20 protein-coding genes are annotated in these 26,083 nt (G+C 75.1%); 15 read left to right on the top strand and 5 right to left on the bottom strand.

Annotation, left to right across the window (positions count from 1 at the left end; translation table 11 throughout):
• The first annotated feature begins 100 nt into the window (after positions 1–100).
• The 3 genes from ctaC to WAB14_RS08190 are packed head-to-tail and all read left to right on the top strand — an operon-like array spanning position 101 to position 3,254.
• Entirely contained in the window at positions 101–1,051 is a 951-nt protein-coding gene (gene ctaC, locus WAB14_RS08200; RefSeq protein ID WP_340269072.1) for an aa3-type cytochrome oxidase subunit II, read from the top strand.
• Positions 1,051–2,859: an aa3-type cytochrome oxidase subunit I gene (gene ctaD / locus WAB14_RS08195; protein WP_340269071.1), complete on the top strand. Its 1,809-nt coding sequence runs from the start codon at positions 1,051–1,053 to the stop codon at positions 2,857–2,859. The genes ctaC and ctaD overlap by 1 nt, the downstream gene beginning before the upstream one ends.
• A complete protein-coding gene (locus tag WAB14_RS08190) occupies positions 2,856–3,254 on the top strand; it encodes a cytochrome c oxidase subunit 4 (RefSeq protein ID WP_340269070.1) in 399 nt (132 codons plus the stop codon). Before ctaD ends, WAB14_RS08190 begins: the two co-directional genes overlap by 4 nt.
• Here the strand turns inward: WAB14_RS08190 and WAB14_RS08185 are convergent.
• Positions 3,244–3,969, bottom strand: coding sequence for an HAD-IA family hydrolase (locus tag WAB14_RS08185; RefSeq protein WP_340269069.1), 726 nt, complete (start codon positions 3,967–3,969; stop codon positions 3,244–3,246). The genes WAB14_RS08190 and WAB14_RS08185 overlap by 11 nt on opposite strands.
• Positions 3,970–4,100: 131 nt before the next feature.
• On the opposite strand from WAB14_RS08185, the gene thyX reads away from it, so the two are divergent.
• The 5 genes from thyX to WAB14_RS08160 all read left to right on the top strand — a co-directional run bounded on the left by thyX (position 4,101) and on the right by WAB14_RS08160 (position 11,138).
• Entirely contained in the window at positions 4,101–4,790 is a 690-nt protein-coding gene (gene thyX / locus WAB14_RS08180; protein ID WP_340269175.1) for an FAD-dependent thymidylate synthase, read from the top strand.
• A 223-nt stretch (positions 4,791–5,013) separates the two neighbouring features.
• Complete coding sequence (dapA, locus tag WAB14_RS08175) at positions 5,014–5,901, top strand: 4-hydroxy-tetrahydrodipicolinate synthase (protein ID WP_340269068.1); 888 nt, start codon at positions 5,014–5,016, stop codon at positions 5,899–5,901.
• Between the two features lie 64 nt (positions 5,902–5,965).
• The gene (locus tag WAB14_RS08170) at positions 5,966–7,651 is read left to right on the top strand and encodes a ribonuclease J (RefSeq protein ID WP_340269067.1); all 1,686 of its coding nucleotides are present in this window, start codon (positions 5,966–5,968) and stop codon (positions 7,649–7,651) included.
• Positions 7,652–7,732: 81 nt separating this feature from the next.
• Entirely contained in the window at positions 7,733–10,483 is a 2,751-nt protein-coding gene (locus WAB14_RS08165) for a DNA translocase FtsK (protein WP_340269066.1), read from the top strand.
• The gene (locus tag WAB14_RS08160; RefSeq protein WP_340269065.1) at positions 10,476–11,138 is read left to right on the top strand and encodes an NYN domain-containing protein; all 663 of its coding nucleotides are present in this window, start codon (positions 10,476–10,478) and stop codon (positions 11,136–11,138) included. Before WAB14_RS08165 ends, WAB14_RS08160 begins: the two co-directional genes overlap by 8 nt.
• An 18-nt stretch (positions 11,139–11,156) precedes the next feature.
• On the opposite strand, the gene WAB14_RS08155 is transcribed toward WAB14_RS08160, so the two are convergent.
• Complete coding sequence (locus WAB14_RS08155; protein WP_340269064.1) at positions 11,157–12,740, bottom strand: CYTH and CHAD domain-containing protein; 1,584 nt, start codon at positions 12,738–12,740, stop codon at positions 11,157–11,159.
• Between the two features lie 39 nt (positions 12,741–12,779).
• Here WAB14_RS08155 and rimO point away from each other — a divergent pair, with 39 nt between their 5' ends.
• The 3 genes from rimO (at position 12,780) to WAB14_RS08140 (ending at position 15,457) form a co-directional block, all read left to right on the top strand.
• Positions 12,780–14,255: a 30S ribosomal protein S12 methylthiotransferase RimO gene (rimO, locus tag WAB14_RS08150; RefSeq protein WP_340269063.1), complete on the top strand. Its 1,476-nt coding sequence runs from the start codon at positions 12,780–12,782 to the stop codon at positions 14,253–14,255.
• Positions 14,252–14,884: a CDP-diacylglycerol--glycerol-3-phosphate 3-phosphatidyltransferase gene (gene pgsA, locus WAB14_RS08145; RefSeq protein ID WP_340269062.1), complete on the top strand. Its 633-nt coding sequence runs from the start codon at positions 14,252–14,254 to the stop codon at positions 14,882–14,884. The genes rimO and pgsA overlap by 4 nt, the downstream gene beginning before the upstream one ends.
• A 183-nt stretch (positions 14,885–15,067) precedes the next feature.
• A complete protein-coding gene (locus WAB14_RS08140) occupies positions 15,068–15,457 on the top strand; it encodes a helix-turn-helix domain-containing protein (RefSeq protein ID WP_340269061.1) in 390 nt (129 codons plus the stop codon).
• 9 nt (positions 15,458–15,466) lie between these two features.
• On the opposite strand, the gene WAB14_RS08135 is transcribed toward WAB14_RS08140, so the two are convergent.
• Together WAB14_RS08135 and WAB14_RS08130 are read right to left on the bottom strand one after the other, a co-directional pair.
• The gene (locus WAB14_RS08135; protein ID WP_340269060.1) at positions 15,467–16,339 is read right to left on the bottom strand and encodes a DNA-formamidopyrimidine glycosylase family protein; all 873 of its coding nucleotides are present in this window, start codon (positions 16,337–16,339) and stop codon (positions 15,467–15,469) included.
• Positions 16,339–21,213 carry an Lhr family helicase gene (locus WAB14_RS08130; protein WP_340269059.1) on the bottom strand — a complete coding sequence of 1,625 codons (4,875 nt, stop codon included), beginning with the start codon at positions 21,211–21,213 and terminating at the stop codon, positions 16,339–16,341. Before WAB14_RS08130 ends, WAB14_RS08135 begins: the two co-directional genes overlap by 1 nt.
• 88 nt (positions 21,214–21,301) lie before the next feature.
• Between WAB14_RS08130 and WAB14_RS08125 the strand changes: the two genes are divergently transcribed.
• Genes WAB14_RS08125 through WAB14_RS08110 form a run of 4 tightly spaced genes read left to right on the top strand, consistent with a single transcriptional unit; the run spans position 21,302 to position 24,880 of the window.
• The gene (locus WAB14_RS08125) at positions 21,302–21,544 is read left to right on the top strand and encodes a DUF3046 domain-containing protein (RefSeq protein ID WP_340269058.1); all 243 of its coding nucleotides are present in this window, start codon (positions 21,302–21,304) and stop codon (positions 21,542–21,544) included.
• The gene (locus WAB14_RS08120; RefSeq protein ID WP_340269057.1) at positions 21,541–22,587 is read left to right on the top strand and encodes an App1 family protein; all 1,047 of its coding nucleotides are present in this window, start codon (positions 21,541–21,543) and stop codon (positions 22,585–22,587) included. The genes WAB14_RS08125 and WAB14_RS08120 overlap by 4 nt, the downstream gene beginning before the upstream one ends.
• Positions 22,584–23,912, top strand: coding sequence for an MFS transporter (locus WAB14_RS08115; protein WP_340269056.1), 1,329 nt, complete (start codon positions 22,584–22,586; stop codon positions 23,910–23,912). Before WAB14_RS08120 ends, WAB14_RS08115 begins: the two co-directional genes overlap by 4 nt.
• Positions 23,909–24,880, top strand: a complete 972-nt coding sequence (locus tag WAB14_RS08110; protein WP_340269055.1) for an ABC transporter ATP-binding protein — start codon at positions 23,909–23,911, stop codon at positions 24,878–24,880. Before WAB14_RS08115 ends, WAB14_RS08110 begins: the two co-directional genes overlap by 4 nt.
• A 31-nt stretch (positions 24,881–24,911) precedes the next feature.
• Here WAB14_RS08110 and WAB14_RS08105 read toward each other — a convergent pair whose 3' ends face one another.
• Positions 24,912–25,994, bottom strand: a complete 1,083-nt coding sequence (locus tag WAB14_RS08105) for an iron-siderophore ABC transporter substrate-binding protein (protein WP_340269054.1) — start codon at positions 25,992–25,994, stop codon at positions 24,912–24,914.
• Positions 25,995–26,083 lie beyond the last annotated feature (89 nt).

The raw sequence follows: 26,083 nt of genomic DNA, 5'->3' as shown, positions 1-26,083 counted from the left end.
GGCCGCGGGGTAAGGTGCCTCGGGAGGTGGCCCGCCGTCGGGTCGCGCCCACAGCAGAGGGCCCCGTGCCCGTCGAACAGGAATCCCGGGGAAGGCGCCAGTGACGACAACTCGCTCCGCGGCCGTTCGGTTCCGCGCAGCCCGGGCCGGGCTCGCCGCGGCCGCCGTGCTCGCGCTCAGCGGCTGCTCGGCGGACCAGCTGAGACGCGGCTACCTCCCCGCCGAGAGCGTGGGGGCCACCAACAACACCCCGATGATCCAGACGCTGTGGAACGGCTCGTGGATCGCGGCGCTCGCCATCGGGGTCATCGTGTGGGGCCTCACGGTGTGGTGCGTCATCGCCTACCGGCGGCGTGCCGGCGACCCCGAGGTGCCGCCGCAGTTCCGCTACCACCTGCCGCTCGAGGTCATGTACACGGCCGTGCCGCTCATGATGGTCGCGGTGCTCTTCTACTACACGGCCACGTCGCAGGCGGCGATCCTCAGCACCGAGGAGGAGCCCGACCACACCGTCGAGGTGATCGGCAAGCAGTGGTCGTGGGACTTCAACTACGTCGAGGAAGGTGTCTTCGAGACCGGTGTCCAGGCGGACCTCGACGGTGAGGAGGGTGCCGAGGAGCGCATCCCCACCCTCGTGCTGCCGGTCGACGAGCGCGTCGAGTTCGTCCTCTACGCCCGCGACGTCAACCACTCGTTCTGGATCCCCGCGTTCCTCATGAAGATGGACACCATCGCCGGCCGCGAGAACCGCTTCCAGGTCGTCCCGACCAAGGAGGGCCGCTTCCAGGGCAAGTGCGCCGAGCTGTGCGGGGAGTACCACTCCGAGATGCTCTTCAACGTCGAGGTCGTGTCCCGGGGCGAGTACGACGAGTACCTCGAGAGGTTGCGTGCGCTCGGACAGACGGGCCGCCTGTCGACGGACCTCAGCCGCAGCGGGCTCACCGGCGAGGTGGGCGGCAGCGTGACCGGCGACCGCGACGACCCAGGGATAGGCGACGCGCCCGATCCCGCGCCCGATGACAGTGAGCTCGGGATCGAGGAGGACTCCTGATGGCCACCGTCCAGGGCGTCGCCTACCGCGACGCGCAGTCGGCCGGGACGCCGCTCCCGGTCGCGAAGGAGCGAGGCCTCGGGCGCCTCCTCGCCGACTACCTCACGACGACGGACCACAAGAAGATCGGGACGCTGTACCTCGTCTCGTCGTTCTTCTTCTTCGTCATCGCCGGCATCATGGCGCTCGCTATCCGCGCGGAGCTCTTCTCCCCGGGTCTTCAGGTCGTGGAGTCGAAGGAGAGCTACAACCAGCTCTTCACGATGCACGGCACGATCATGCTGCTGCTGTTCGCGACGCCCCTCTTCGCGGGTTTCGCCAACTGGCTGCTGCCGCTGCAGATCGGCGCGCCGGACGTCGCGTTCCCGCGCCTCAACGCCTTCGCGTACTGGCTGTACCTCTTCGGCGGCCTCATCGCCGTCTCGGGCTTCCTCACGCCGCTCGGCGCCGCCGGGTTCGGCTGGTTCGCCTACACGCCGCTGTCGACCGAGGCGTACTCGCCGGGTCTCGGCGCCGACCTGTGGATCTTCGGCCTCGCGCTCGGTGGCTTCGGCACGATCCTCGGCGCCGTCAACTTCATCACGACGATCATCGGGATGCGCGCCCCCGGCATGGTGATGTTCCGGATGCCGATCTTCAGCTGGAGCACGCTCATCACGAGCGTCCTCGTGCTGATGGCGTTCCCGCCGCTCGCCGCGGCGCTGCTGGTGCTCGGCTCGGACCGCAAGCTCGGCTCGGTCGTCTTCGAGGCGGAGAACGGCGGCGCCATCCTCTGGCAGCACCTGTTCTGGTTCTTCGGCCACCCCGAGGTCTACATCATCGCGCTGCCGTTCTTCGGCATCATCAGCGAGGTCATCCCCGTCTTCAGCCGCAAGCCGCTGTTCGGCTACAAGGGCATGGTCTTCGCGATCATCGCCATCGCGGGCCTGTCGGTGGCGGTGTGGGCCCACCACATGTACGTCACGGGCGCGGTGCTCCTGCCGTTCTTCGCCTTCATGACGATGCTCATCGCCGTGCCGACCGGGGTGAAGTTCTTCAACTGGATCGGGACGATGTGGAAGGGCTCGGTGACGTTCGACTCCCCGATGCTCTGGGCCATCGGCTTCCTCGTGACGTTCCTCTTCGGCGGCCTGACCGGCATCATCCTCAGCTCGCCGACGCTCGACTTCCACCTGTCCGACAGCTACTTCGTCGTCGCGCACTTCCACTACGTCGTGTTCGGCACCGTGGTCTTCGCGATGTTCGCCGGCTTCTACTTCTGGTGGCCGAAGTTCACCGGCTCGATGCTCAACGAGGGCCTCGGCAAGCTGCACTTCTGGCTCACCTTCATCGGCTTCCACACGACGTTCCTCGTGCAGCACTGGCTCGGCGTCGAGGGCATGAGCCGGCGCTACGCCGACTACCTGCCGGAGGACGGCTTCACGCTGCTCAACCAGGTGTCGACCGTCGGTGCGTTCGTCCTCGGCGCCGCCACGCTGCCGTTCCTCTGGAACGTCTACATCACCGCGGTCAAGGGCGAGAAGGTCACCGTCGACGACCCGTGGGGCTGGGGCGCGTCGCTGGAGTGGGCGACGTCGTGCCCGCCGCCGCGCCACAACTTCACGGCGCTGCCGCGGATCCGCTCCGAGCGGCCGGCGTTCGACCTCGCGCACCCGGAGGTCGCGGCCGCCGACAAGGCGTTCGCCGACAAGACCGTCCTCGAGCAGGTGCTGGGCGACAGCGACGTCGACCGGGGCGACAGCCCACCGGCCGGCGCCCGGAGCGCGACGCCGAGCCACCGACGCGACGACGAGGGGGGCCGCAGGTGAGGGTCGAGACCTGGGTGTTCGGGTCGGGCACGTTCTTCTTCGTGCCGCTGGCCTTCGTCTACGGGCTGCTGTCCGGCTGGGAGGCCGTCGGCTTCACCGCACTGCTGCTCACCGGCGGCCTCGCGGCGATGGTCGGGCTGTACCTCTACCTCGTGTCGCTGCGGGTGGACGCCCGCCCCGAGGACGACGCGCGGGGCGAGGTGGCGGACGGGGCGGGTGACCTCGGGTTCTTCAACCCCCGGAGCATCTGGCCGATCCTCGTCGCGACGGCGGCCGGGGCCGTCTTCCTCGGCCTCGCCGTCGGGTGGTGGCTGTTCTTCATCGGCTGCGGGATGCTCCTCTTCGCCTCCCTCGGCCTGCTGTTCGAGCACTACACGGGCGACTTCAGGCACTAGGCCGGACGCCGGGCACCACCCCGTCCTCCGCGTCCAGCCACGTCACGTACGACAGGTCGGGCACGACGAGGTCGGCGTGGAGCTCGTCGGCCTCGTGGGTCGTCGTGACGGCGAGGGTCGCCATGCCGGCCGCCCGCGCGGCGGCCAGCCCCGCGGGCGCGTCCTCCACCACGAGGCAGCGGGACGGGTCGACGCCCAGTCGGGCGGCGCCGGTGAGGAACGGCTCCGGGTGCGGCTTGCCGTGGCGGACGTCGTCGGCCGTCACCACGACGTCCGGGACGACGACGCCCGCCGCCCGCTGCCGCGCCAGGGCGAGCGGCCCGGTGCACGACGTCACGATCGCCGAGCGCCCCGCCGTCCTGGCGAGCGCGTCGTGCGCGCCCGGGAGTGCGACGACGCCCTCGACGTCGGCCACCTCGAGCTCGGTGATGCGGGCCAGGCCGGCCACGTGGTCGGTCTCGGGGAGCAGGTCGGCGACGATGTCACGCGCCGGGCGCCCGTGGCCCGCGGCCGCCTGCAGCGCCTCCACCGTGACGCCGTACTCGTCGGCCAGGCGCAGCCAGCAGCGGACGACCGAGGCGGTGGAGTCGACGAGCGTGCCGTCCATGTCGAACAGGACGGCGGCGAAGGCGCGGCCCGTGAGACGGGCCGCCGGCGCGGTCGGGTCGGTCGCGGCGCGGGGACGGTGCGGGGCGAGGGGGACGGTGGGCTGCACGGCCCCATCCTCGCAACCCGCGGCGCACTAGCGTGTCCGGCGTGGCCGACGCCGAGCTCCCGCCGACCGTGACCCCCGACGACCCCGACCTCGACTCCGAGCCCGGGCCCGCGATCGTGCTGCGCTCCGACATGGACGTCGAGCTCGTCAAGCACTCCGCGAGGGACGCCGACGTGCTCTTCGCCGCGCGGGTCTCGACGAAGGGGGAGGGGAGCCTCGCCGACGTCGACGCCGACCCCGAGCGCTCGGCCGGCCTCGTCCGCTACCTCATGCGGGACCGGCACGGCAGCCCCTTCGAGCACGCCGTCATGACGTTCTACGTGAGCGCGCCGCTCTTCGTGTTCCGGGAGTTCCAGCGGCACCGGATGGCCTCGTACAACGAGGAGAGCGGCCGCTACCGGGAGATGCGGCCGGTGTTCTACGTGCCGTCGCGGGAGCGCAACCTCCAGCAGGTCGGCAAGCCCGGGGCCTACGACTTCGTGCCCGGCACCGACGAGCAGCACGCCGTCGTCACCGAGGCGACCCGCGAGACGTACCTCACCGCGTGGCGTGCCTACGAGCGGATGCTCGAGGCCGGGGTGGCGCGCGAGGTCGCCCGTATCGTGCTGCCGCTGAGCCTGTACTCCTCGATGTACGTGACGGTGAACGCCCGGTCCCTCATGAACTTCCTCTCGCTGCGCACGAAGCGGGAGGACTCGACGTTCCCGTCGTTCCCCCAACGGGAGATCGAGATGGTCGCCGAGCAGATGGAGCGGGAGTGGGCGGCTCTCATGCCCGTCACGCACGCCGCCTTCGACGCCAACGGCCGGGTCGCCCCCTGACGCCCCCCACGCAGACGCACACCTCCCGCTCGCAGGTCGACACGGACGCAGACGGACGGGTGTGAGGCAGGTCACGTGGGCGGCCCTGTAACGCGGTCGGCCGCTCCGGCGATGACCCCCCCGAACCGCGGTGCCAGCCGGACCCCCCGAGCGACTGGTGCCGCGGTTCTCCGCGTCCCGGGGGAGCGTCGGCTGCCACCGCGTCACGGTTAGGCTCCCCCGCATGGTCGCGCGCCCCTTCGGAGCCCTCCTCACCGCGATGGCGACCCCCTTCCGGGACGACGGCGGGCTCGACGTCGAGGCCGCCGCGGCGCTGGCCGAGCACCTCGTCGACGCCGGCACCGAGGGCCTCGTCGTCAACGGCACCACGGGGGAGTCGCCGACGACGACGGACGAGGAGAAGCGCCGGGTCGTCCAGGTGGTCGTCGAGGCCGTCGGGGACCGGGCCCACGTCGTCGCCGGCGTCGGCACCAACGACACGGCGCACTCCTGCCACCTCGCCCGTGAGGCCGCCGCGGCCGGCGCCCACGGCCTGCTCCTCGTGTCGCCGTACTACTCGCGGCCCTCGCAGGCGGGCCTGATCGCCCACGTCACGACCGTCGCGGACGGCACAGGGCTGCCCGTCATGCTGTACGACATCCCGGGGCGCACGGCCGTCGCCTTCGCCACGGAGACGCTGCTCCGTCTCGGGGAGCACCCGCGGGTCGTCGCGGTGAAGGACGCCAAGGGCGACCTCCAGGCCGCCACGCGGGTCATGCGCGGCAGCGACCTCGCGGTGTACTCCGGCGACGACGGACTCACGCTGCCGTACCTCGCCGTCGGCGGGGTCGGTGTCGTCGGCGTCACGACCCACCTGGCGGCGCCCGCCTACGCACGACTCGTCGCGGCCCACGACGCGGGCGACACGGCGACCGCGCGGGCGGAGCACCACGCGCTGCAGCCTCTTGTCGACGCCGTCATGACCCGCATGCAGGGCGCCGTCGCCGTCAAGGCCGCGCTGCACGCCCTCGGGCACCTGCCGTCGCCGGCGGTACGGCTGCCGCTGGTGGTCCCGGACGAGACCGAGCGGGCGGGGCTCGTGTCCGCCCTCGGCGACGCCGGGCTGCTCTGACCGACCACCCGGGCCCGCGGGGCGTCCGGTCGGGCGTGTCGCGGTCCGCCACTAGGCTCGCCCCGTGCTGCCAGCCCGTACCGACCTGCCCGCTCCGCCCCCGCTCGCACCCGGCACCACCCGGGTGGTCCCGCTCGGCGGGCTCGGGGAGATCGGGCGGAACATGGCGGTGCTCGAGCACGACGGGAAGCTGCTCGTCATAGACTGCGGCGTGCTGTTCCCCGAGGACGACCAGCCCGGCGTCGACCTCATCCTCCCCGACTTCCAGTACATCGCCGACCGGCTCGACGACGTCGTCGCGGTCGTGCTCACCCACGGCCACGAGGACCACATCGGCGCCGTGCCGTACCTGCTCCGCCTCAAGGCCGACATCCCCGTCGTGGGCTCCCAGCTCACGCTCGCCTTCGTCGAGGCGAAGCTCAAGGAGCACCGCATCACCCCGCTCCAGCTGACCGTCGCCGAGGGCGTGACGGAGCAGCTCGGGCCGTTCTCCTGCGAGTTCCTCGCCGTGAGCCACTCCATCCCGGACGCGCTGGCCGTCGCCGTCACGACGAGCGCCGGCACGATCCTCCACACCGGCGACTTCAAGCTCGACCAGCTCCCGCTCGACCGGCGGATCACCGACCTGCGGCACTTCGCCCGCGTCGCCGAGCGCGGTGTCGACCTGCTGATGATCGACTCCACGAGCGCCGACGTGCCGGGCTTCACGCTCCCCGAGCGCGAGATCGGGCCCGTCCTGTCCCACATCTTCGCGCGGGCGCAGAAGCGCATCGTCGTCGCGAGCTTCGCCAGCCACGTGCACCGCGTCCAACAGGTCCTCGACGCGGCCGCGGAGCACGGCCGCAAGGTCGCGTTCGTGGGCCGCTCGATGGTGCGGAACATGGGTGTGGCCCGCGACCTGGGCTACCTCGACGTGCCCCCGGGCGTCCTCGTCGACATCAAGCAGGTGGAGGACCTGCCCGACTCGAAGGTCGTCATCATGTCGACCGGGTCGCAGGGCGAGCCGATGGCGGCGCTGTCGCGCATGGCGAACGGCGACCACCGGGTGCAGGTCGGTGCCGGGGACACCGTCGTCCTCGCCTCCAGCCTCATCCCCGGCAACGAGAACGCCGTCTACCGCGTCATCAACGGCCTCACCCGCCTCGGCGCCGACGTCGTGCACAAGGGCGTCGCGAAGGTCCACACCGGCGGGCACGCCACCGCGGGGGAGCTGTTGTACGTCTACAACCTCGTCCGGCCCGCGAACGTCATGCCGGTGCACGGCGAGCCTCGCCACCTCACGGCGAACGCCGCGATCGCGCGGCTCTCCGGGGTGCCCGCGGACCGCGTCGTCGTGGTCGAGGACGGCCACGTCGTCGACCTCACCCACGGGGTCGCGCGGGTCGTCGGGGCGGTCGAGTGCGGGTTCGTCTACGTCGACGGCTCGACGGTCGGCGAGATCACCGACGCCGACCTCAAGGACCGGCGGATCCTCGCGGAGGAGGGGTTCGTCTCCTGCTTCGTCGTCGTCGACCACGAGAACGGCCGGGTGGTGGCCGGCCCGCACGTCCACGCGCGCGGCTTCGCCGAGGAGCAGACCGTCTTCGAGCAGGTGACGCCCCGCATCGAGAAGGCGCTCGTCGACGCGGTCACCAGCGGGGCCACCGACCAGCACCAGCTGCAGCAGGTGGTGCGGCGGACCATCGGCCGCTGGGTCAACGAGCGCTACCGCCGCCGCCCGATGATCGTCCCGGTCGTGCTCAGCACCTGAGCCGGCGCCTCCGCCGCGAGGACCCCACCGCGGCGGCGTGTGCACCGCCGCCGCCCGTCCGCCCGCGCGTACGGTGACGGGGTGGCCCGCACGTCGTCCTCGACCCGCTCCTCGGGAGCGCGCCCGACCGCGCGCTCCGGCAAGGGCTCGAGCACGGGCAGGTCGCGCACCTCCACCCCCCGCAAGCCGGCGAAGGGGGGCGGGCGACCGGCGGCGCGTCGCGGCACGGGCGGTGGCGGCGCTCGTGCCGGCCGCGTCCTGCTGGCCCTGCTCCTGCTCCCCGGAAGGCTCGTCGGCTCGCTCGTGAGGTCCGTCCACCGCAGCACCGCGGAGCTCGACCCCGCCCACCGCCGCGACGGTGCGGGCTTCCTCCTGCTCGCCGCCGCCGCCGTGGTCGCGGCGGGGGAGTGGTTCACCCTCGACGGGGTCGTCATCGACGCGGTCCACTGGCTGACGGCCGGCGCCCTCGGCCGGGCCGCCCTCGCACTCCCGCTCGTGCTCCTCGTCCTCAGCCTCCGGCTCTTCCGGCGCCCCGACGACGAGCACGGCAACGGGCGCATCGGCATCGGTCTCGTGTTCGTCGGCGCCGCCTGCGCCGGGGTCCTCCACCTCGCCGCCGGCCTGCCGACCCCGTCCGAGGGCGTCGAGCGCCTCTACGCGGGCGGCGGGGTCGTCGGCTTCGTCGTCGCCGACCCGCTCGAGGCCGCCGTGTCGGTGTGGCTCGCGGTCCCCCTGCTCGTGCTGCTGGGCGGCTTCGGCGTCCTCGTCGTCACCGCCACGCCGTTGCACGAGGTGAGCGGCCGCGTGCGGGACGCGCTCGCGTGGCTCACGGGCAGCACACGGGGCACGGGAGCGGACGCCGCTGACGACGGTGACCCCGCCGACGACGCCGACGACGCGGTGCGCAGCGGTCGCCACGGGCAGGACGTGGCCCCCGCCCCCGAGCCGCGCCGGTCCCGGCGCCGCAAGGGTGCGGACGACGCGGCGACGGCCGACCGTGGTGGCCGCCTCCTCGACGGCCGCTCCGACGGGCGCGCCGACGACACCCCGTACGACTCCGCCGCCGTGGTCGGTCGCGGCGACAGCCCGGTCGGCGCCGGACCCGACCCGGCCCCCCAGCCCGTCCCCGGGCCGGCCCCGGCCGCGGCGAAGGCGGGCGACCGCGTGCCGCCCGAGCCGACGGGACTGCCCGAGCGCGCCGAGCAGCTCGTGCTCGCCGGGGACGTCGTCTACACGCTGCCCGACGTCGCCCGCCTCCACGCCGGCACCCCGCACCGCTCGCGGACCGTCGTCAACGACGACGTCGTCGCCGCGCTCACCGACGTCCTCGCCCAGTTCCAGATCGACGCGGCCGTCACCGGGTACACCCGGGGGCCCACGGTCACCCGCTACGAGGTCGAGCTGGGTGCGGGCGTCAAGGTGGAGCGGGTGACCGCGCTGTCGCGCAACATCTCCTACGCCGTCGCGAGCGCCGACGTCCGGATCCTCTCGCCCATCCCCGGCAAGTCCGCCATCGGCATCGAGATCCCCAACGCCGACAAGGAGACCGTCTGCCTCGGCGACGTGCTCCGCTCCGACGTCGCACGGCGCAGCAGCCACCCCATGACGATCGGCGTCGGCAAGGACGTCGAGGGCGGCTACGTCGTGGCGAACCTCGCGAAGATGCCGCACATGCTCGTCGCGGGGGCGACCGGCGCGGGCAAGTCGTCGTTCATCAACTCGATGATCACGTCGGTGCTCGTGCGGGCGACGCCGGACGAGGTCCGGATGGTCCTCGTCGACCCCAAGCGGGTCGAGCTCACCGCGTACGAGGGCGTGCCGCACCTCATCACGCCCATCATCACGAACCCGAAGAAGGCCGCCGAGGCGCTGCAGTGGGTCGTCGCGGAGATGGACCACCGCTACGACGACCTCGCGAGCTACGGCTTCCGGCACATCGACGACTTCAACAAGGCCATCCGCACCGGCGCCGTGCAGCCGCCGCCGGGCAGCGAGCGGCAGCTGCAGCCGTACCCGTACCTCCTCGTCATCGTCGACGAGCTCGCCGACCTCATGATGGTCGCGCCGCGGGACGTCGAGGACTCCGTCGTCCGCATCACGCAGCTCGCGCGCGCCGCCGGCATCCACCTCGTCCTCGCGACGCAGCGGCCGAGCGTCGACGTCGTCACCGGCCTCATCAAGGCGAACGTGCCGAGCCGGCTCGCCTTCGCGACGAGCTCGCTGGCGGACTCCCGGGTCGTCCTCGACCAGCCCGGCGCGGAGAAGCTCATCGGACAGGGCGACGCCCTCTTCCTGCCCATGGGCGCGAGCAAGCCGATGCGCGTCCAGGGGGCGTGGGTCACGGAGTCCGAGGTCGCCGAGGTCGTCGCGCACGTCAAGCAGCAGCTGCAGCCGGTGTACCGGCCCGACGTCACGGCGCCCGCGGCGAAGAAGCAGGTCGACGAGGACATCGGCGACGACCTCGAGGTGCTCCTGCAGGCGGCCGAGCTCGTCGTCACCACCCAGTTCGGCTCCACCTCGATGCTGCAGCGCAAGCTGCGCGTCGGCTTCGCGAAGGCGGGACGCCTCATGGACCTCCTCGAGTCGCGTGAGGTCGTCGGGCCCAGCGAGGGCTCGAAGGCACGGGACGTGCTCGCCCGCCCCGACGACCTGCCCGAGGTGCTCGCGCGCCTGCGGGGTGAGGACGGCGGGGGCGGACCGTCGGACGACGCCGGCTCGCGCGACCGCTACGACGGTGACCCCGTGGGGGACGCCGCGGCGGCCCGGGTCGTCGACGAGGCGGACCTCGACGAGGAGTCCGAGGACGCGTGGGAGCTGACCGGCCGTGGCTGAGCACGCACCGGACCCCGTCGACGAGCGGCACACCCCCGAGTTCCCGCTCCCGCCGGGCGACGGCCCGCTCGACGTCCTCGTGTGGGACGCCCCGAACGTCGACGCCACACTCGCGCAGGTCATCGGGGCCAAGCCCACCGCGGCGAACCGTCCCCGCTACGACGCCATCGCCCGCTGGCTCGTCGACACCGCCGGGGACCACGAGGTCGAGGGCGCCGTGTTCGCCAACGTGCCGCCCGCGGCCGCGCACGGCATGCGCGGGTGGGTGGAGGCGGTCCGGGCCATCGGCTTCGCGGTGTTCGCCAGACCGAAGCTCGTCGACCGCGACGACGTCGACCTCGACATGCTGGCCCACGTCCGGCACCGTGCCGCCTCGGGCCGGCTCGCACGGCTCGTCGTCGCGAGCGGCGACGGGCGCAACTTCCTCGAGCCCCTCGAGGAGCTCGCGGGCCACGGGGTCGACGTCACGGTCCTGTCGTTCTTCGAGGTCGCGGGCTACGCCGCGCAGTCCCCGCTGCTCCGCTTCCTCGACCTCGAGGAGGTGCCCGGTGCCTTCCTCGAGCCCCTCGACCGGACCCGGCTCGACGCCCTGCCCGAGTCCGGTGCGTGGCTGCGTCCGACCCGCTCGCTGCGTGAGGTCGCGGGCGAGCACTGACCAGCCCGTCGACGCGGGTCAGCCCGGCCAGCGCCGGGCGGCCTTCCGCAGCCGGCGCAGGGCCCGCACGAGCGCCGGGTCGTCGGGGTCCAGGCCGGCGGTACGGGCGTGCTCGAGCCCGGCCAGCAGCCCGTAGCCGAAGGTGTTCTCCCCGTCGGCGTGTGCGCGCAGGGCCATGTCGCGCAGGCGGTCCGTGGCGACGACGGCGTCCTGGTGCTCGCCGAGCAGGTCCTGCAGGTCCTCGGCCCGCGAGGCGAGGCGGGCCGCCTTCTTCCCGTGGACGCCGGTGAGCGCCTCGCCCGCGTACCGCACCCGCTTCGCCGCCTTCCGGACCTCGTGGAGGGCGGCGTCCCGTTCGGGCCCGACCTCGGCCGGTACCCGGCCGAGGCGGTCCTCGAGCCGCCGCACCGCCTTCCGCGCCCGGCGCCGCGTGCCCTTGCGGGCCGGGTCGTCGGCCCGTCGGCCGCGCGGCGGGTCGAGCACGAGCGCCTCGAGGCGGTCGAGCAGGTCGGCGTGCTCGGGCGCGTCGAGCGCGGCCACGGCGACCTCGCGCTCCCGCTCGTAGCCGCCGTCGAGGTCGGCCTGCAGGCGCGCGGCCACCGGTCCCGGGACGAGCTCGGGTGGCAGCCCCGCGAGCCGACCCTGCAGGCGGGCCGACAGCACCTCTGCGTCGCGGGCGCCGCCGAGGGCGGAGCCCAGGTCCTTGAGCCGGTCCCGCACGGGCTCGGTGACGTCGCGGTCGAGCTGCGGCCGGAACGTCGCGAGCGTCGAGCGCAGGCGCCGGGTGGCGACCCGCGCCTTGTGGACGGAGTCGGGGGAGTCGAGCCGGACGTGGGGGTCCTCCTCGACGAGCGAGCGCACGTGCTCGCCCACGGCGACGAGCGCGACGTCGAGCGCCGTCCGCGGCGACCTCCGTGCGTCGTCGTCCCCGGTGGCACCGACGGCGGGGCGCGCGCCCGCGGCGCCGAGGGCCCGCGCCAGCTTCGACGGCGACGCCGCCGGCTCCGCGCCCGCGTCCCGGAGGAGGCTGACCGCGGCCGCGAGCAGGTCCCGGCCTCCGGAGACGAGCTCGACCTCCACCTCGTGCCAGACCACGACGGCCGGGTGCCCGGGAGCGACGAGGACGTCCGCGACCTCGGCGGTCACCTCGTCGTCGGCGATCTCCGCGAGCACGCGGGCGTCGTGGTCGAGGAGGTGGATCTCGGTCCGCCGGGTCCGCAGCACGGCGACCGGACCGATCCCGGCCCCGCGGTGCCGGGACCGGGTGAGGTCGACGAGCCGGTCCGGCACCCCAGCGGCGTCGTCCCCCAGGGGCTCGTGCACCTCGGTGCGGCTGTCCTCGCGGCCCGGCAGCTTGAGGTGCCAGCCCTCGTCCGCCCCGCCGGTACGTCGCCGCAGGGTGGCCCGTGACCGGGCCAGCCGCAGGTCCGTGGTGTCGTGGTACGTCGCGACGAGCTCGACGGTGCCGGGGCGGTCGACTCCGGCCACCCCGGGCAGTGCGAGCAGCCCCGCGTCGTCGTCGAGCAGCGCCGCGACGGACGCGCCCGCCTCGTCCGTCACCGCGAGCTTCGTCTCCACCTCGGTGTGGCTGCCGACCGCCATGGCACGATCGTGCCCGACGTCGCGCCTAGGCTGGGAGTCGTGGAGCGGACGGCCGAGCGCAGGGTGGCGATCACGAGCCTCGGGTGCGCGCGGAACGACGTCGACTCCGAGGAGCTCGCCGGGCGGCTGCTCGCCAACGGCTGGACGCTCGTGCCGGACCCGGCCGACGCCGACGTGGCCGTCGTCAACACGTGCGGCTTCGTCGAGCAGGCGAAGAAGGACTCCGTCGACACCCTGCTCGAGACCGCGGACCTCAAGGGCTCCGGGCGGACGCGGGCCGTCGTCGCCGTCGGCTGCCTCGCCGAGCGGTACGGCCAGGAGCTGGCCGACTCCCTGCCGGAGGCCGACGCCGTCCTCGGCTTCGACTCCTACGCCGACCTCCACCGGCACCTGCAGGACGTGCTCGACGGGCAGCGGCCCGCGAGCCACGTGCCGCGCGACCGCCGGACGCTGCTGCCGCTGGCGCCCGCCGCGCGGCAGGCGTCGCGTCCGGCCGGGACGACTGTCGGCACGTCGGTCGCCGGATCGACCGCCGGCGCGCCGCGGTCCGGGCCGCCGGTGCTGCGGGCCCGGCTCGACGACGCCCCCTGGGCGCCGCTGAAGATCGCCAACGGCTGCGACCGGCGGTGTGCCTTCTGCGCGATCCCCGCGTTCCGCGGCTCCTTCGTCTCCCGCCGCCCGACCGAGGTGCTCGACGAGGCACGGTGGCTCGCCGAGCGCGGCGCCCGTGAGCTGTTCCTCGTCAGCGAGAACACGACGAGCTACGGCAAGGACCTCGGGGACCTCGACCTGCTCGAGCGGCTGCTGCCGGAGCTCGTCGCCGTGCCCGGCGTCTCCCGCGTCCGGGTGTCCTACCTCCAGCCCGCCGAGCTGCGCCCCGGGCTGCTCAGGGCCATCGCGACCACACCCGGGGTGGCGCCGTACTTCGACCTGTCCTTCCAGCACGCCGCGCCCGGCCTGCTGCGGCGCATGCGTCGCTTCGGCGGGTCCGAGCACTTCCTCGCCCTGCTCGACCGGGTCCGGGCGCACGCACCGACCGCGGGTGCCCGCTCCAACGTCATCGTCGGGTTCCCGGGCGAGACCGAGGCCGACGTCGAGGAGCTCGTCGCGTTCCTCGGGGCCGCCCGGCTCGACGCGGTCGGGGTGTTCGGCTACTCCGACGAGGACGGCACCGAGGGGGAGCGGCTCGACGGTCACGTCGACGACGCCGAGGTGGCGGCCCGCGTCGCCCACGTCAGTGCGGTCGTCGACGAGCTGGTCGCGCAGCGCGCGGAGGAGCGGGTCGGTGAGGACGTCGAGGTGCTCGTGGAGGAGGCGGTCGACGAGGACGCCCCCGCGCACGCCGGTGCGCAGCACCACGTGGTCGGTCGTGCGGCCCACCAGGGGCCCGAGGTCGACGGCACCACCACCGTCGTCCTGCCGGTCGGTGTGCTGGCCGTGCCCGGCGAGCTCGTCCGCGCGCGGGTCGTGGCCGCCGAGGGCGCCGACCTCGTCGCGGCGGTGGAGCAGCGGTGAGCGGGCGGCGGGTGGTCGACCGGGGCTCCTTCGGGCGCAACGCCAACCTGCCCAACGCCCTCACGCTCCTGCGCATCCTCCTCGTGCCCGTCTTCGCGTGGCTGCTGCTCGCGGACGGCGGCGACGACACGAGCCTGCGCTGGTGGGCGGCCGTCGTCTTCGTCGTCGCGGCCGCGACGGACCGGCTCGACGGGTGGCTGGCGCGCCGGCAGGGCAGCGTCACGACGTTCGGCATCGTCGCGGACCCGATCGCCGACAAGGCGCTCACGGGGGCCGGGTTCGTCGGGCTCAGCCTGCTCGGCATCCTGCCGTGGTGGGTGACGGCGGTCGTCCTCGTCCGCGAGGTCGGGGTGACGGTGCTGCGCGCCGTCGTGATCCGGCACACCGTCGTCCCGGCCAGCCGCGGCGGGAAGCTCAAGACCGTGCTGCAGACCGTCGCCCTCGCCCTGCTCGTGGCGCCGCTGCCGGAGCTGCTGCGGTACGCGGGGTGGGCCGTCATGGTCGCAGCGGTCGTCGTCACCGTCGTCACCGGCGTCCAGTACGCGGTCGCCATCCTCGGCGCGGCCCGCCGGCACCGCGCCGAGGTGCGCACCCGGGCGCGGGAAGCGGCGGAGCGGCGCCGGCGTTGACGACCGTGCGGGGCCCGGTCCTGGCGCCCGCACGGGTGTTCACACGATCGTGATGTGCCCGACGCGACCCCTCCGGCGACGGGGAGGTACCGTGGAGCGACCAACCGCAGACGCGGGTCCGTCCCGAGACGACCGGGACGGACGCACCGCACGAGGCCGATCCGGCCGGGAAGGGAGGTCGTCATGGTCCTGCTCCGCGAGGAGATCGGCGACGTCCTGCGCGGTGCCCGGCAGCGCCAGGGCCGCACGCTGCGCGACGTGTCCTCGAGCGCCCGGGTCTCGCTCGGCTACCTCAGCGAGGTCGAGCGCGGGCAGAAGGAGGCCTCGTCCGAGCTCCTGCTCAGCATCTGCGAGGCCCTCGACGTCCCCATGTCGAGCGTCCTGCGGTCGGTGAGCGACCGCGTGGCGGTCTCGGAGTCCCTGGCCGCCCGGCTCGAGGCCGGCGCCGGTGTCCCGGCGACGCAGGGCGCGCGCACGGCGCGCACGGGCGAGCCCGCGGTCGACGCCATCCGCAAGACGGTCATCCCCGCACCGGTCGCGAGCGACGACGAGTCCCTCGCGCCCGTCGCCTGAGCCGGCAGGTCACGGCCGGTAGCGGGTGCGGCCGCGCGTCGGGGGCAGCAGCACCGACAGGGGCACCGGATCCGGCGCCGGCCCACGCTGGCACCGCGGGCACCAGTACGCGACCCGCTCGCGCCCGGCGTCACCCGTCGCGGCGGTGAGGACGGGCGTCCCGCAGCGCAGGCAGCGCCGCTGCTCGAACACCCAGTGGTCGCGTCCGCGACGCAGGTCCCCGGTGGTGCTCTGCTGCCACCGGCCGCGGTTGGCGTGCAGCAACCGCGCCGCCACCGCGACGACCTGCGCGGCGGAGCTGCCGTGGTGCGGCAGGTCCCCGACCGGGGTGAACGGGGTGACGCCCGCGACGAAGCACGTCTCGGCGCGGTAGAGGTTGCCGACGCCCGCGAGGACCCGCTGGTCGAGCAGGGCGTCGCCGACCTCCCGCTCGGGAGCGGCGAGGAGGTTCACGGTCGCGGCGGTCGGGTCCCACCCCGGCCCGAGGACGTCCGGTCCCAGGTGCCCGACGACGTCGTGCTCGCGGTCGGTGGGGAGGAGCTCGACGACCGGCAGGCGGTACCCGACGGCCGCCGTCCCCTCGACCCGGAGCACGACACGCACCTGCCAGTCCGGGCCGCCGCCCCACCGGCGCCCGTCGGGGTACAGGTGCCAGGACCCGTCCATGCGGAAGTGCGTGTGGAGGGTGACCTCGCCGCCGGGGCCCCCGGCGAAGCGGGTGAGCAGGTGCTTGCCACGCGCCTCGACCCCGGTGACGGTGCTGCCGGCGAGGTCCGTGGTCGCGAGCTGCGGCACCCGGAAGTCCGAGGCGAGGAGCACACGACCGGCCAGCGCCTCGTGGAGGCGCCGGGCGGCGAGCCAGACGGTGTCGCCCTCGGGCATCAGCCGGCCCGCAGGCCCCGCGGGGTCGCGCGGAACCCGGCGGCCTCGAGGGCCCGGGCCACGGGGGAGCCTGCGTCGAGCACCCCCTCACCGTCGGCGCGGACGACCGTGACGCGACCGAGCTGCCCGTCGCTCACGTGGCCGACGAGCGCGGCGGCGGCCGCCTCGAGGACGGACTCGTCGTCGGTGTAGGTGAGGAGGCTCCGCGCGCCGCGCTCGAGGTAGAGCGCGAGGGCGCCGGCCACGGTCACGACGACCGCCCCGGCCTTGCGGCCGGCCCGGTGCCCCTCCCGCTCCGGCCACGGGAGGGCGGCCCCGTAGACGTTCGCGGGGTCGGTGGCGGCCAGCACCAGCGCCTGGCGCCGGAGGTCGCGTGCGGGGTCGGTCCCCGCGCGCACGTCGGGGGACGCCTCGCCCTCGCTCCCGGCCCGCAGCCGGTCGACGGCGCCGACGGTGGCGAACTGGGCGGCACCGAGACCCTCGACGAAGTAGCCGCGCCGGACCCGCCCCGCCTCCTCCATCGCGGCGAGGACCCGGTACACGGCGGCGAAGCCGCCCGGGACGTCCTCCGCGACGACGCTGCCGCGCGTCACGACGCCGTACCGGTCGAGCAGGAGGTCGGCCAGCGCCGTCGCCCGGACGGTCGCCGCCGTCGCGTCGGTCGGTGCGCCTGCGGCGCGGGTCTCCGTCGGCACGAGAGCCCAGCGTCCCGCTCCCTGCGGCGGCGTCGGCGCGCTCCCGAGGCCACCGCCGAACGGGCTCGTGAGCCCACCCGCCCCGGGACCCCGCAGCCTCGGCCGGCCCCCGCGCCGCACGCGCGACGACGTCCGCGTGCCTGCGCGGCGCGGCCCCACCGGTACCCGGGCCCGCAGCGGGGCGAGGGTGTCGTTCGTCACGAGCCCGGCCCACACGAGCTCCCACAGGAGGTCGACGACGGCGCCGTCCGGCAGCTGCGCGGCCTCGGCCAGCCTGCGGAAGAAGAACGCCCCGCCCCCGGACAGCAGGTCGAGCACGCGCTCACGGGCTGCCGGGTCGGAGGCGGTCGGCACGTCGTCGGAGGGGTCCGCTGCGTCGTCGGGGCCGGTCCCGCCGGCGCCGCCGACCGCCAGCGGCAGCGTGAGGTGGGCGGTGCGGGCCGGGTGCAGCGACACCCAGCCGTCACCGCCGGGCAGCGCCCCGTGCCCGGTCCACAGCACCTCGCCGCTGGAGGTCAGCTCGTCGAGCATGGCGGGGGCGTAGTCGCTCACCCGTGCGGGCAGCACGAGCTGCTCGAGGGCGCTCGCGGGCACCCGTGCGCCCGCGAGCTGCTCGACCGCGCGCAGCAGTCCGTCGACGCCCCTCAGCCCCCCGCGCGCGGGCCCGGACGCCACGTGCTGCCAGGCCGGCACGAAGCGGGCGAGCTCGACCGCGGTGACCGGCTCGACCTCCTGGTGCAGCGCCGCGAGCGAGCGACGTCGGAGCACCCGCAGCACGCCCGCGTCGCACCAGTCGACGTCCTCGACCGCGCCGCCCGCGGCGAGGGGGCGGATCTGCCCGGACGTCACCCGGCCGGTCTCCTCCAGGCGGCGCAGCGCCGTGCGGACCACGGCGACCCCGAGGGCGAACCGGGCCGCCACCTGCTCGGCGGTGAACGGCCCGTGGGTGCGGGCGTGACGTGCGACGAGGTCCCCGAGGGGGTCCGGGCCGGCCTCGAGGAACGCCTCGGGCAGCCCGACCGGCAGGGCGACCCCGAGCCCGTCCCGCAGGCGGGCGGCGTCCTCCACCGCTGCGTGGTGCTCGTCGCCGCCGATGCGCACCCGTACGGTGCGACGGGCGTTCTCGAGCGCGGCGAGCCGGTGCTCGGCGGCGGCCGGGTCGTCGCAGCGGGCGGCGACCTCGGCGGTCGTGAGGGGGCCGAGCACCCGCAGGAGGTCGGCGACCGCCTCGGTGTCGCCGGCACGCCGGTCGGTCGCGGTCCGCTGCAGCTGCGCCTCCAGCGTCTGCACGGCGTCCGGGTCGAGGAGGTCCCGCAGGGTCGCGCCGTCCCCGCGGCCCAGCAGCTCACCGAGCAGCTGCGGGTCGAGCGAGAGCGCGGCGGCGCGGCGCTCGGCGAGCGGGGAGTCGCCCTCGTAGAGGAACTGCGCGACGTAGCCGAACATGAGCGAGCGCGCCATGGGCGACGGCGTCGTCGTCTCGACCTCGACGACCCGCACCCGGCCCGCGGCGACGTCCTGCATGAGGGTCCGCAGCCCGGGGACGTCGAAGACGTCCTGCAGGCACTCGCGGACTGTCTCCAGCACGATCGGGAAGCTGGGGTAGCGGCGGGCGACGTCGAGCAGGGAGGCGGCCCGCTGTCGCTGCTGCCACAGGGGCTGGCGCCGCCCGGGGGTGCGCCGCGGCAGGAGGAGCGCGCGCGCGGCGCACTCCCGGAACCGGGACGCGAAGAGCGCGGACCCGCCCACCTCCTGCGTGACGACGTCCTCGACGTCGTCCGGGTCGAGGACGACGAGCTCCGCGACCTCGACCCCGTGCACCTCCTGCGCGAGCGGCCACGCGCCCCCGCCCGTGTCCCACGGGTCGCCGCCGTCCGGGCCGTCGTCCGCGCCGCGGGTGCCCCAGCCGCCGACCTCGACGTCGGGAAGCCGGAGGACGATCCCGTCGTCGCCGTGCATCGCCTGGACGTCGAGGCCGTGCCGCTCCCGGAACCGGGCCGCCAGCGCGAGCGCCCACGGCGCGTGCAGCTGGGCGCCGTAGGGGGAGTGCACGCACACCCGCCAGTCGCCGAGCTCGTCCCGGAAGCGCTCGACGAGGACGGTCCGGTCGTCCGGCACGTGCCCCGTGGCCGCGCGCTGCTCCTCGAGGTAGGCGAGGAGGTTGTCGACCGCCCACGCGTCGAGCCCCGCGGCCCGTGCCCGCTCGCGGGCCGCCGCGGGCGCCGCGCCCGCGAGCTCGCGGACGAACGCCCCGACGGCCCGGCCGAGCTCGGCGGGGCGCCCGGCGGCGTCGCCGTGCCAGAACGGCAGCCGCCCCGGCTGACCGGGTGCAGGTGTGACGAGCACCTGATCGCGCGTGATGTCCTCCACCCGCCACGAGCTCGCGCCGAGGGTGACGACGTCCCCGACCCGCGTCTCGTACACCATCTCCTCGTCGAGCTCCCCGACGCGACGGCCCGGGCCGTCGCCGCCGGCGAGGAACACCCCGAAGAGGCCCCGGTCGGGGATGGTGCCGCCGGACGTGACGGCGAGCCGCTGCGCCCCGGGGCGGCCGTGGAGGGTGTCGGTGACGCGGTCCCACACGAGCCGCGGCCGCAGCTCGGCGAACTCCTCGCTCGGGTAGCGGCCCGCGAGCATGTCGAGGGTCGCCTCGAACGGCCCGCGCGGCAGGTCGGCGAAGGAGGCCGTCCGGCGCACGAGGGCGTACAGGTCGTCGACCTGCCAGTCGTCCATCGCAACCATCGCGACCACCTGCTGGGCCAGGACGTCGAGGGGGGAGCGGAGGACGTGGAGGGCCTCGATCTGCCCCGACCGCATGCGCTCCGCGACGACGGCCGCCTGGACGAGGTCGGAGCGGTGCTTGGGCAGGACGATGCCGCGGGACACCGCCCCGACCTGGTGCCCTGCCCTGCCCACGCGCTGCAGCCCGCTCGCGACGCTCGGCGGGGACTCCACCTGCACGACGAGGTCGACCGCGCCCATGTCGATGCCGAGCTCGAGGCTCGACGTGGCGACGACGGCGGGCAGCCGCCCCGTCTTCAGGTCGTCCTCGATGAGCGCGCGCTGCTCCTTGCTCACCGAGCCGTGGTGGGCGCGGGCGAGCACCGCGGGCGCCCCCGCCGAGGCCCCCGCCTGTCCCATCACGTCGGCGGGCGGGCCGGACCGCGGGCCGTCCTCGTCGTCCGTGTCGCCCTCGGGCGCGTGCTTGTCGACCCACACCTCGTTCAGCTGCGCCGTCACGCGCTCGGCGAGCCGCCGGGAGTTCGTGAAGACGAGCGTGGCGCGGTGGTCGTCGACGAGGTCGACGACCCGGGAGTGGATGGCCGGCCAGATGGAGGTCCGCTGCTCCTCCCCGGCGGCGGAGCCGACGACCTCTCCCGTCGGGGCACCCAGGTCGGCCATGTCCGGCACCGGCACCTCGACGGCGACGTCGAGGACCTTGTCCGACCGCGGCTGCACCACCCGGACCGGCCGCCCCCCGGACAGGTACCGGGCGACCTCGTCGACGGGTCGCACGGTCGCGGAGAGACCCACCCGCTGCGCGGGCCCCGGCAGGAGGGCGTCGAGCCGCTCGAGGGACACCGCGAGGTGCGCGCCCCGCTTGGTGCCCGCAACGGCGTGGACCTCGTCGAGGACGACCGTCCGCACCCCGCGCAGCGACTCCCGAGCCCGCGAGGTGAGGAGGAGGAACAACGACTCCGGTGTCGTGATGAGGACGTCCGGGGGGCTCTGCGCGAGCCGGCGCCGCTCGTCGGTCGGCGTGTCGCCGGACCGGACGCCCACCCGGACGTCCGGGACCGGGAGCCCGAGCCGCCCCGCGCTGCCGCGGATGCCGGTGAGCGGCGACCGCAGGTTGCGCTCGACGTCGACGGCGAGGGCCTTGAGCGGCGACACGTAGAGGACCCGGCACCGCAGGGCCGGCTCCGGGACCGGCTCGACCGCGAGCCGGTCGAGGGCCCACAGGAACGCGGCGAGGGTCTTGCCGGACCCCGTCGGGGCCACGACGAGGGCGTCCTCGCCGCCGCTGACGGCCTCCCACGCACCGAGCTGAGCCGGCGTGGGCGCGGCGAACGCCGCCGCGAACCAGTCCCTCGTCGCGGGCGAGAACCGGTCGAGGACGGCGGCGGGGTCCGGCCCCGCCGACTCCCGGGTCGACGCGGCCGACGAGGCACGTCGGGGCACGTCGTCATCATGGGCGACGGCACCGACAACCGCGCCCGCACGGGTGCACGGCCTGCTGGCCGGCACCGGGGCGTGGTAGGAACCTCGGGTGAGGCTCAGCGAGTTCCGGACGCTCACGCACGAGGAGTTCGGTCGGGCGCTCGCCGACACGCTCGTGAGCGACCTCGTGCTCGCGCCGTTCGACGCGACGGCCGCGCAGGCCCTCGAGCGCGGCGAGGACCCCCGACGGGTGTGGCTCGCCCTGTGCGACGCCATGGACGTGCCGCCCGAGCGCCGGCTCGGTCGCGACCGTCGCCGCCGCGGCAGCGGTGTGCGCGGGGGCGCCGCGTGAACGCCCCGGCGGAGACCCCGGCCCTCCACGTGGCGGCCGTGCTGGAGGACGCCGTCAACCGCGTCGCCGTCGGTGTGCTGCGCCGGCGCGGGTGGGTGCCCCACGCCCAGGTCCACCGCGGCTACGGCGCCGCCGCGGGGGTGCCGGCACCGCACGGCGTGCCGTGGGTCCGTGTCTTCGGACGCATCCTCATGGCCCGGGGCCAGGACCCGTACCGCGCGTGGGTGCGCACCCGCGGCTGGCGCAGCTTCATCACCGCCCAGGTGGAGCACGCCCCGGTCGTGGTGGAGGTCGGCGGGCACCGCTTCGACGTGCGCGCGGACCGGGCCGGCCTCGTCGACGCCGTCCTGTCCGTCGACCTGCCGCCCGGCCGCCACCCCGTCGTCATGACGCCGCAGGGCGGCGAGCCCGGCCGGGGGGAGGTCGTGGTGGTGGGGCGCGAGGCCGACGTCGGCCTCGTCAGCGACATCGACGACACGGTCATGGTGACGTGGCTGCCGCGGCCCTTCATCGCGGCGTGGAACACGTTCGTCCGGCACGAGACGGCGCGCGCGGAGGTGCCCGGCATGGCCGAGCTCTACCGCGAGGTGGCCCGGCGTCACCCCGGCACCTTCGTCGTCTACCTCTCGACGGGGGCGTGGAACACCGCGCCGTTCCTGCGCCGGTTCCTCCGCAAGCACGGCTTCCCGGTCGGCCCGCTGCTGCTCACCGACTGGGGACCGACGAACACGGGGTGGTTCCGTTCCGGGCGCGAGCACAAGCTGAGCGCCCTGCGCCGGCTGCGGATCGAGATGCCCCACCTCACGTGGCTGCTCGTCGGCGACGACGGACAGCACGACCCCGACATCTACTCCACCGTCGCGAGGGAGGCCCCCGAGGCCGTGCGTGCCGTCCTGCTGCGGGAGCTGAGCCCGGCCGAGCAGGTCCTGTCCCGCGGTCTCACCCCGCCCGAGAGCGACGAGGGGGCCGGGCCGGTGCCCGTGCTCCACGGCGGCGACGGGCACCGACTCGCCGAGCGCCTCGACGCGGTCGGCCGGTTGTGAGCACCGCCCCGGGGGTCGGCCCGCCCGACCTCGCCGGGGCACGACCGCGTGTCCCGCACCGACGGCAGGTCGTCGTCCTGTCCGCCGCCCAGGTCGCCATCGGAGTGGGCGTCGCCGTCGGCATCGCGGCGGGCAGCCTCCTGGCGCAGGACGTCGCGGGCTCGACCTCTCTCGCCGGCCTGCTCCAGACGGCCGCCGTCCTCGGGGCCGCGCTGCTCGCGGTCCCGCTGGCGCGGCTCGCCGCCCGCCGCGGCCGGCGGACGGCGCTGGTCGCCGGGCTCGGCCTCGCGGTCGCCGGTGCCCTGGGGACGGTCGGGGCCGCCGTGATCGGCTCCTTCGCCCTCCTCCTGCCGGCGGCGGGGCTGTTCGGCGCCGGGACCGCGGTGGGGCTGCAGGCGCGCTTCGCGGCGACGGACGGCGTGGTCGCCGAGTCCCGCGGCCGGGCGCTGTCGACAGTGGTGTGGGCGACGACCGTCGGCGCCGTCGCCGGCCCCAACCTCGCCGGTCCCGCCGGGGCGCTCGATCGCGGGCTCGGTCTGCCGGCGTACTCCGGAGCGTACGTCCTGTCGGCCGTCGCCTTCGCGGCCGCGGCGGGGGTCCTCGCGGTGGGACTGCCGAGGCACCGGCCCGGTGAGGAGGTGCTCGCGGCACCGCGCGACGGGGCAGGTGACCGGGTCGGCGACCGGTCCGGCTCGTCGACCGTCGCGGTGCTGCGCGCCGTGTGGCACGTGCCCGAGGCCCGTCTGGGTGTCGTCGCGGTCGCCGCCGCCCACGCCGTCATGGTCGGCGTCATGGTGATGACGCCGGTCCACCTCGGCGGGCACGGGGCGAGCCTGCAGGTCGTCGGGTTCGTCATCAGCGGGCACATCGCCGGCATGTACGCGGCGAGCCCGCTCTTCGGCTGGCTCGCCGACCGGGCGGGCCCGAGAGCCGGTATCGGCACGGGCCTCGCGCTCCTCGTCGCCGCGCTGGTCGTCGCCGGTGGCGGGGGAGCCGTGGGCGACGGCCCGCTCGGTCACGGCGCGGTCGGCGCCGGGCTGGTGCTGCTCAGCCTCGGCTGGTCGTCGTGCCTCGTCGCGGGCTCCGCGGCCCTCGCGCGCGCCTTCGACGGCGACGACCCCCGGGCCCGCACGCTGCAAGGCGCCTCCGACCTCGTCATGGGCGTCGCCGGGGCCGGCGCCGGCGCCGTGTCGGGGCCGGTGCTCGCGCTGCTCGGCTACCCCGGCCTGGTCGTCGTGGCGGCCGCGCCGCTGGCCGCGGTCGCGGTCCTGCTCGCGCGCCGGCCCGGGGCACCCGACCTCGCGCCGTACTCTGCTGCGCCGTGACGGCGACGGGGGACGAGGCCATCGACGGGGACGGGGACGCGGCACCGGTCCTGGTCCACGGACGCGGCGTCCGGAAGGTGTACGGCGACTTCGTCGCGGTCGACGGCATCGACCTCGACGTCCGCCGGGGCGAGTCCTTCGGGATCCTCGGGCCCAATGGCGCCGGCAAGTCGACGACCATGCGGCTCATCGGCTGCGTCTCGGACCCGACGGACGGCGAGCTGCGCGTGCTCGGGCTCGACCCGCGCCACGACGGCCCGCGCATCCGGGCCCGCCTCGGGGTCGTCCCGCAGCGCGACACGCTCGACGAGGAGCTGACCGTCCGGGAGAACGTCCTCGTCTACGGCCGCTACTTCGGCCTGTCGCGCGCGGCGGTCCGCGCGAAGGCCGACGAGCTCCTCGACTTCGTCCAGCTCGCCGACCGGGCGGACTCGGTCGTGGAGCCGCTGTCCGGCGGGATGAAGCGGCGTCTCACCATCGCCCGCGCCCTCGTCAACGACCCCGACGTGCTCCTGCTCGACGAGCCGACCACCGGGCTCGACCCGCAGGCGCGGCACGTGCTGTGGGACCGGCTGTACCGCCTCAAGCGGGAGGGCGTGACGCTCGTGCTCACCACGCACTACATGGACGAGGCGGAGCAGCTGTGCGACCGGCTCGTCGTCATGGACGGCGGGCGGTACGTGGCCGAGGGCAGCCCGCAGGAGCTCATCCGGCGCCACAGCACGCGAGAGGTGCTCGAGGTCCGCTACCGCACGGACGACCACGAGCCGTACGCGCAGCCGCTGCGCCCGCTCGCGGAGCGGGTCGAGGTGCTGCCGGACCGGGTCCTGCTGTACGTCGACGACGCCGACGCGACCGCGTCGGCCGTGCTCGGTGCGGGCCCGGAGCGGCCCATGTCGCTGCTGCCGCGCCGTTCGAGCCTGGAGGACGTGTTCCTCCGGCTCACCGGCCGGACCCTCGTGGACTGAGCGAGGGCCCGGCCGGTGAGCCCCGGGAGGCTCAGCCGGCGGCGGCGGCCTGCGCGGCCTCGGCCGCCTCGACGAGCTCCGCGACGTAGGTGTCGAGGGCGTACGGCAGTGACAGCGCCGTCGGCGGGGACACCGACGCGACCACGTCCTGACCCACGACCTGCGCGACCGCGCCGCTGCCGACCTGGGGGAGCGACTGCGCGTACGGCTTGTCGAGGAAGGCCTGCGCCTGCTCCTCGGAGTCGGCGTAGGCGAGGAGCACGTCGCTCTCGAGGCCACCGACGAGCTCGGGGCTCAGCGTGTAGAAGAACGTCGACTCGCCGGTCGACAGCTCGCTGACGCTCGGGGCGACCTCCATGCCGAGGTCGGTGAGGAACTCCACGCGCGGGTCGGCGGGCTCGTACACGTAGAAGGCGTCCGGCGTGTCGACGACGGCGGCGACGCTCGTGCCGTCGAGGACGGGGTTCGCCTCGGCCGCCGCCTCGACCTGCGCCTCGATGTCGGTGAGCACCTCCTCCGCCTGCTCGCTGCGGCCCAGCGCCTGCCCGACGGTCGTCACGACGTCCCGCCACGGCGTGGACCACGCGGCGTCCGGGTAGGCGACGACCGGGGCGATCTCCGACAGGGTGTCGTACTCCTCCTGCGTGATGCCGGAGTAGACGGCGAGGATGAGGTCGGGCTGCGCGGCGGCGACCTGCTCGAACGGGACGCCGTCGGTGTCGGGGACGAGCGTCGGGGTGTCGGCGCCGAGGGCGTCGAGCTCCTCCGCCACCCACGGCAGCACCCCGTCCTCGTTGCCGCCGTAGGCGGCGAGGGGGATGGCGACCGGCGCCACGCCCACGGCGAGGGCCGCGTCGGTGGAGCCCCAGCCCCACGTGACGACTCGTTCGGGTGCGCTCTCGACGGTGGTCTCGCCGAACGCGTGCTCGATCGTCACGGGAAACGCGTCAGCGGCAACAGCGGCGTCGGCGGCGTCCGCGACCGCGGCGTCGGTCGCCACGGCGTCGGTGCCGGCCGGGTCGGGATCCCCCGACCCGCACGCGGCGAGAGCGAGGGCGGCGAGGGGCAGCAGCGCCGCAGCGCGGGCGCGGCGGGCGAGGGTCTGCACGGTCATCGTGAATTCCGATCGTCGAGAGTGCTGTAAACAAGCGAGGGAAGGTTTACCACACCCAGGCCGGCTCATCGGGGAGAGCCCGCACGGCG

Origin of the sequence: Aquipuribacter nitratireducens, assembly GCF_037860835.1 — a bacterium.
GTDB lineage: Bacteria > Actinomycetota > Actinomycetes > Actinomycetales > JBBAYJ01 > Aquipuribacter > Aquipuribacter nitratireducens.
The sequence above is the reverse complement of the archived record's forward strand: the minus strand, read 5'-3'. Positions and strand labels throughout refer to the sequence as shown.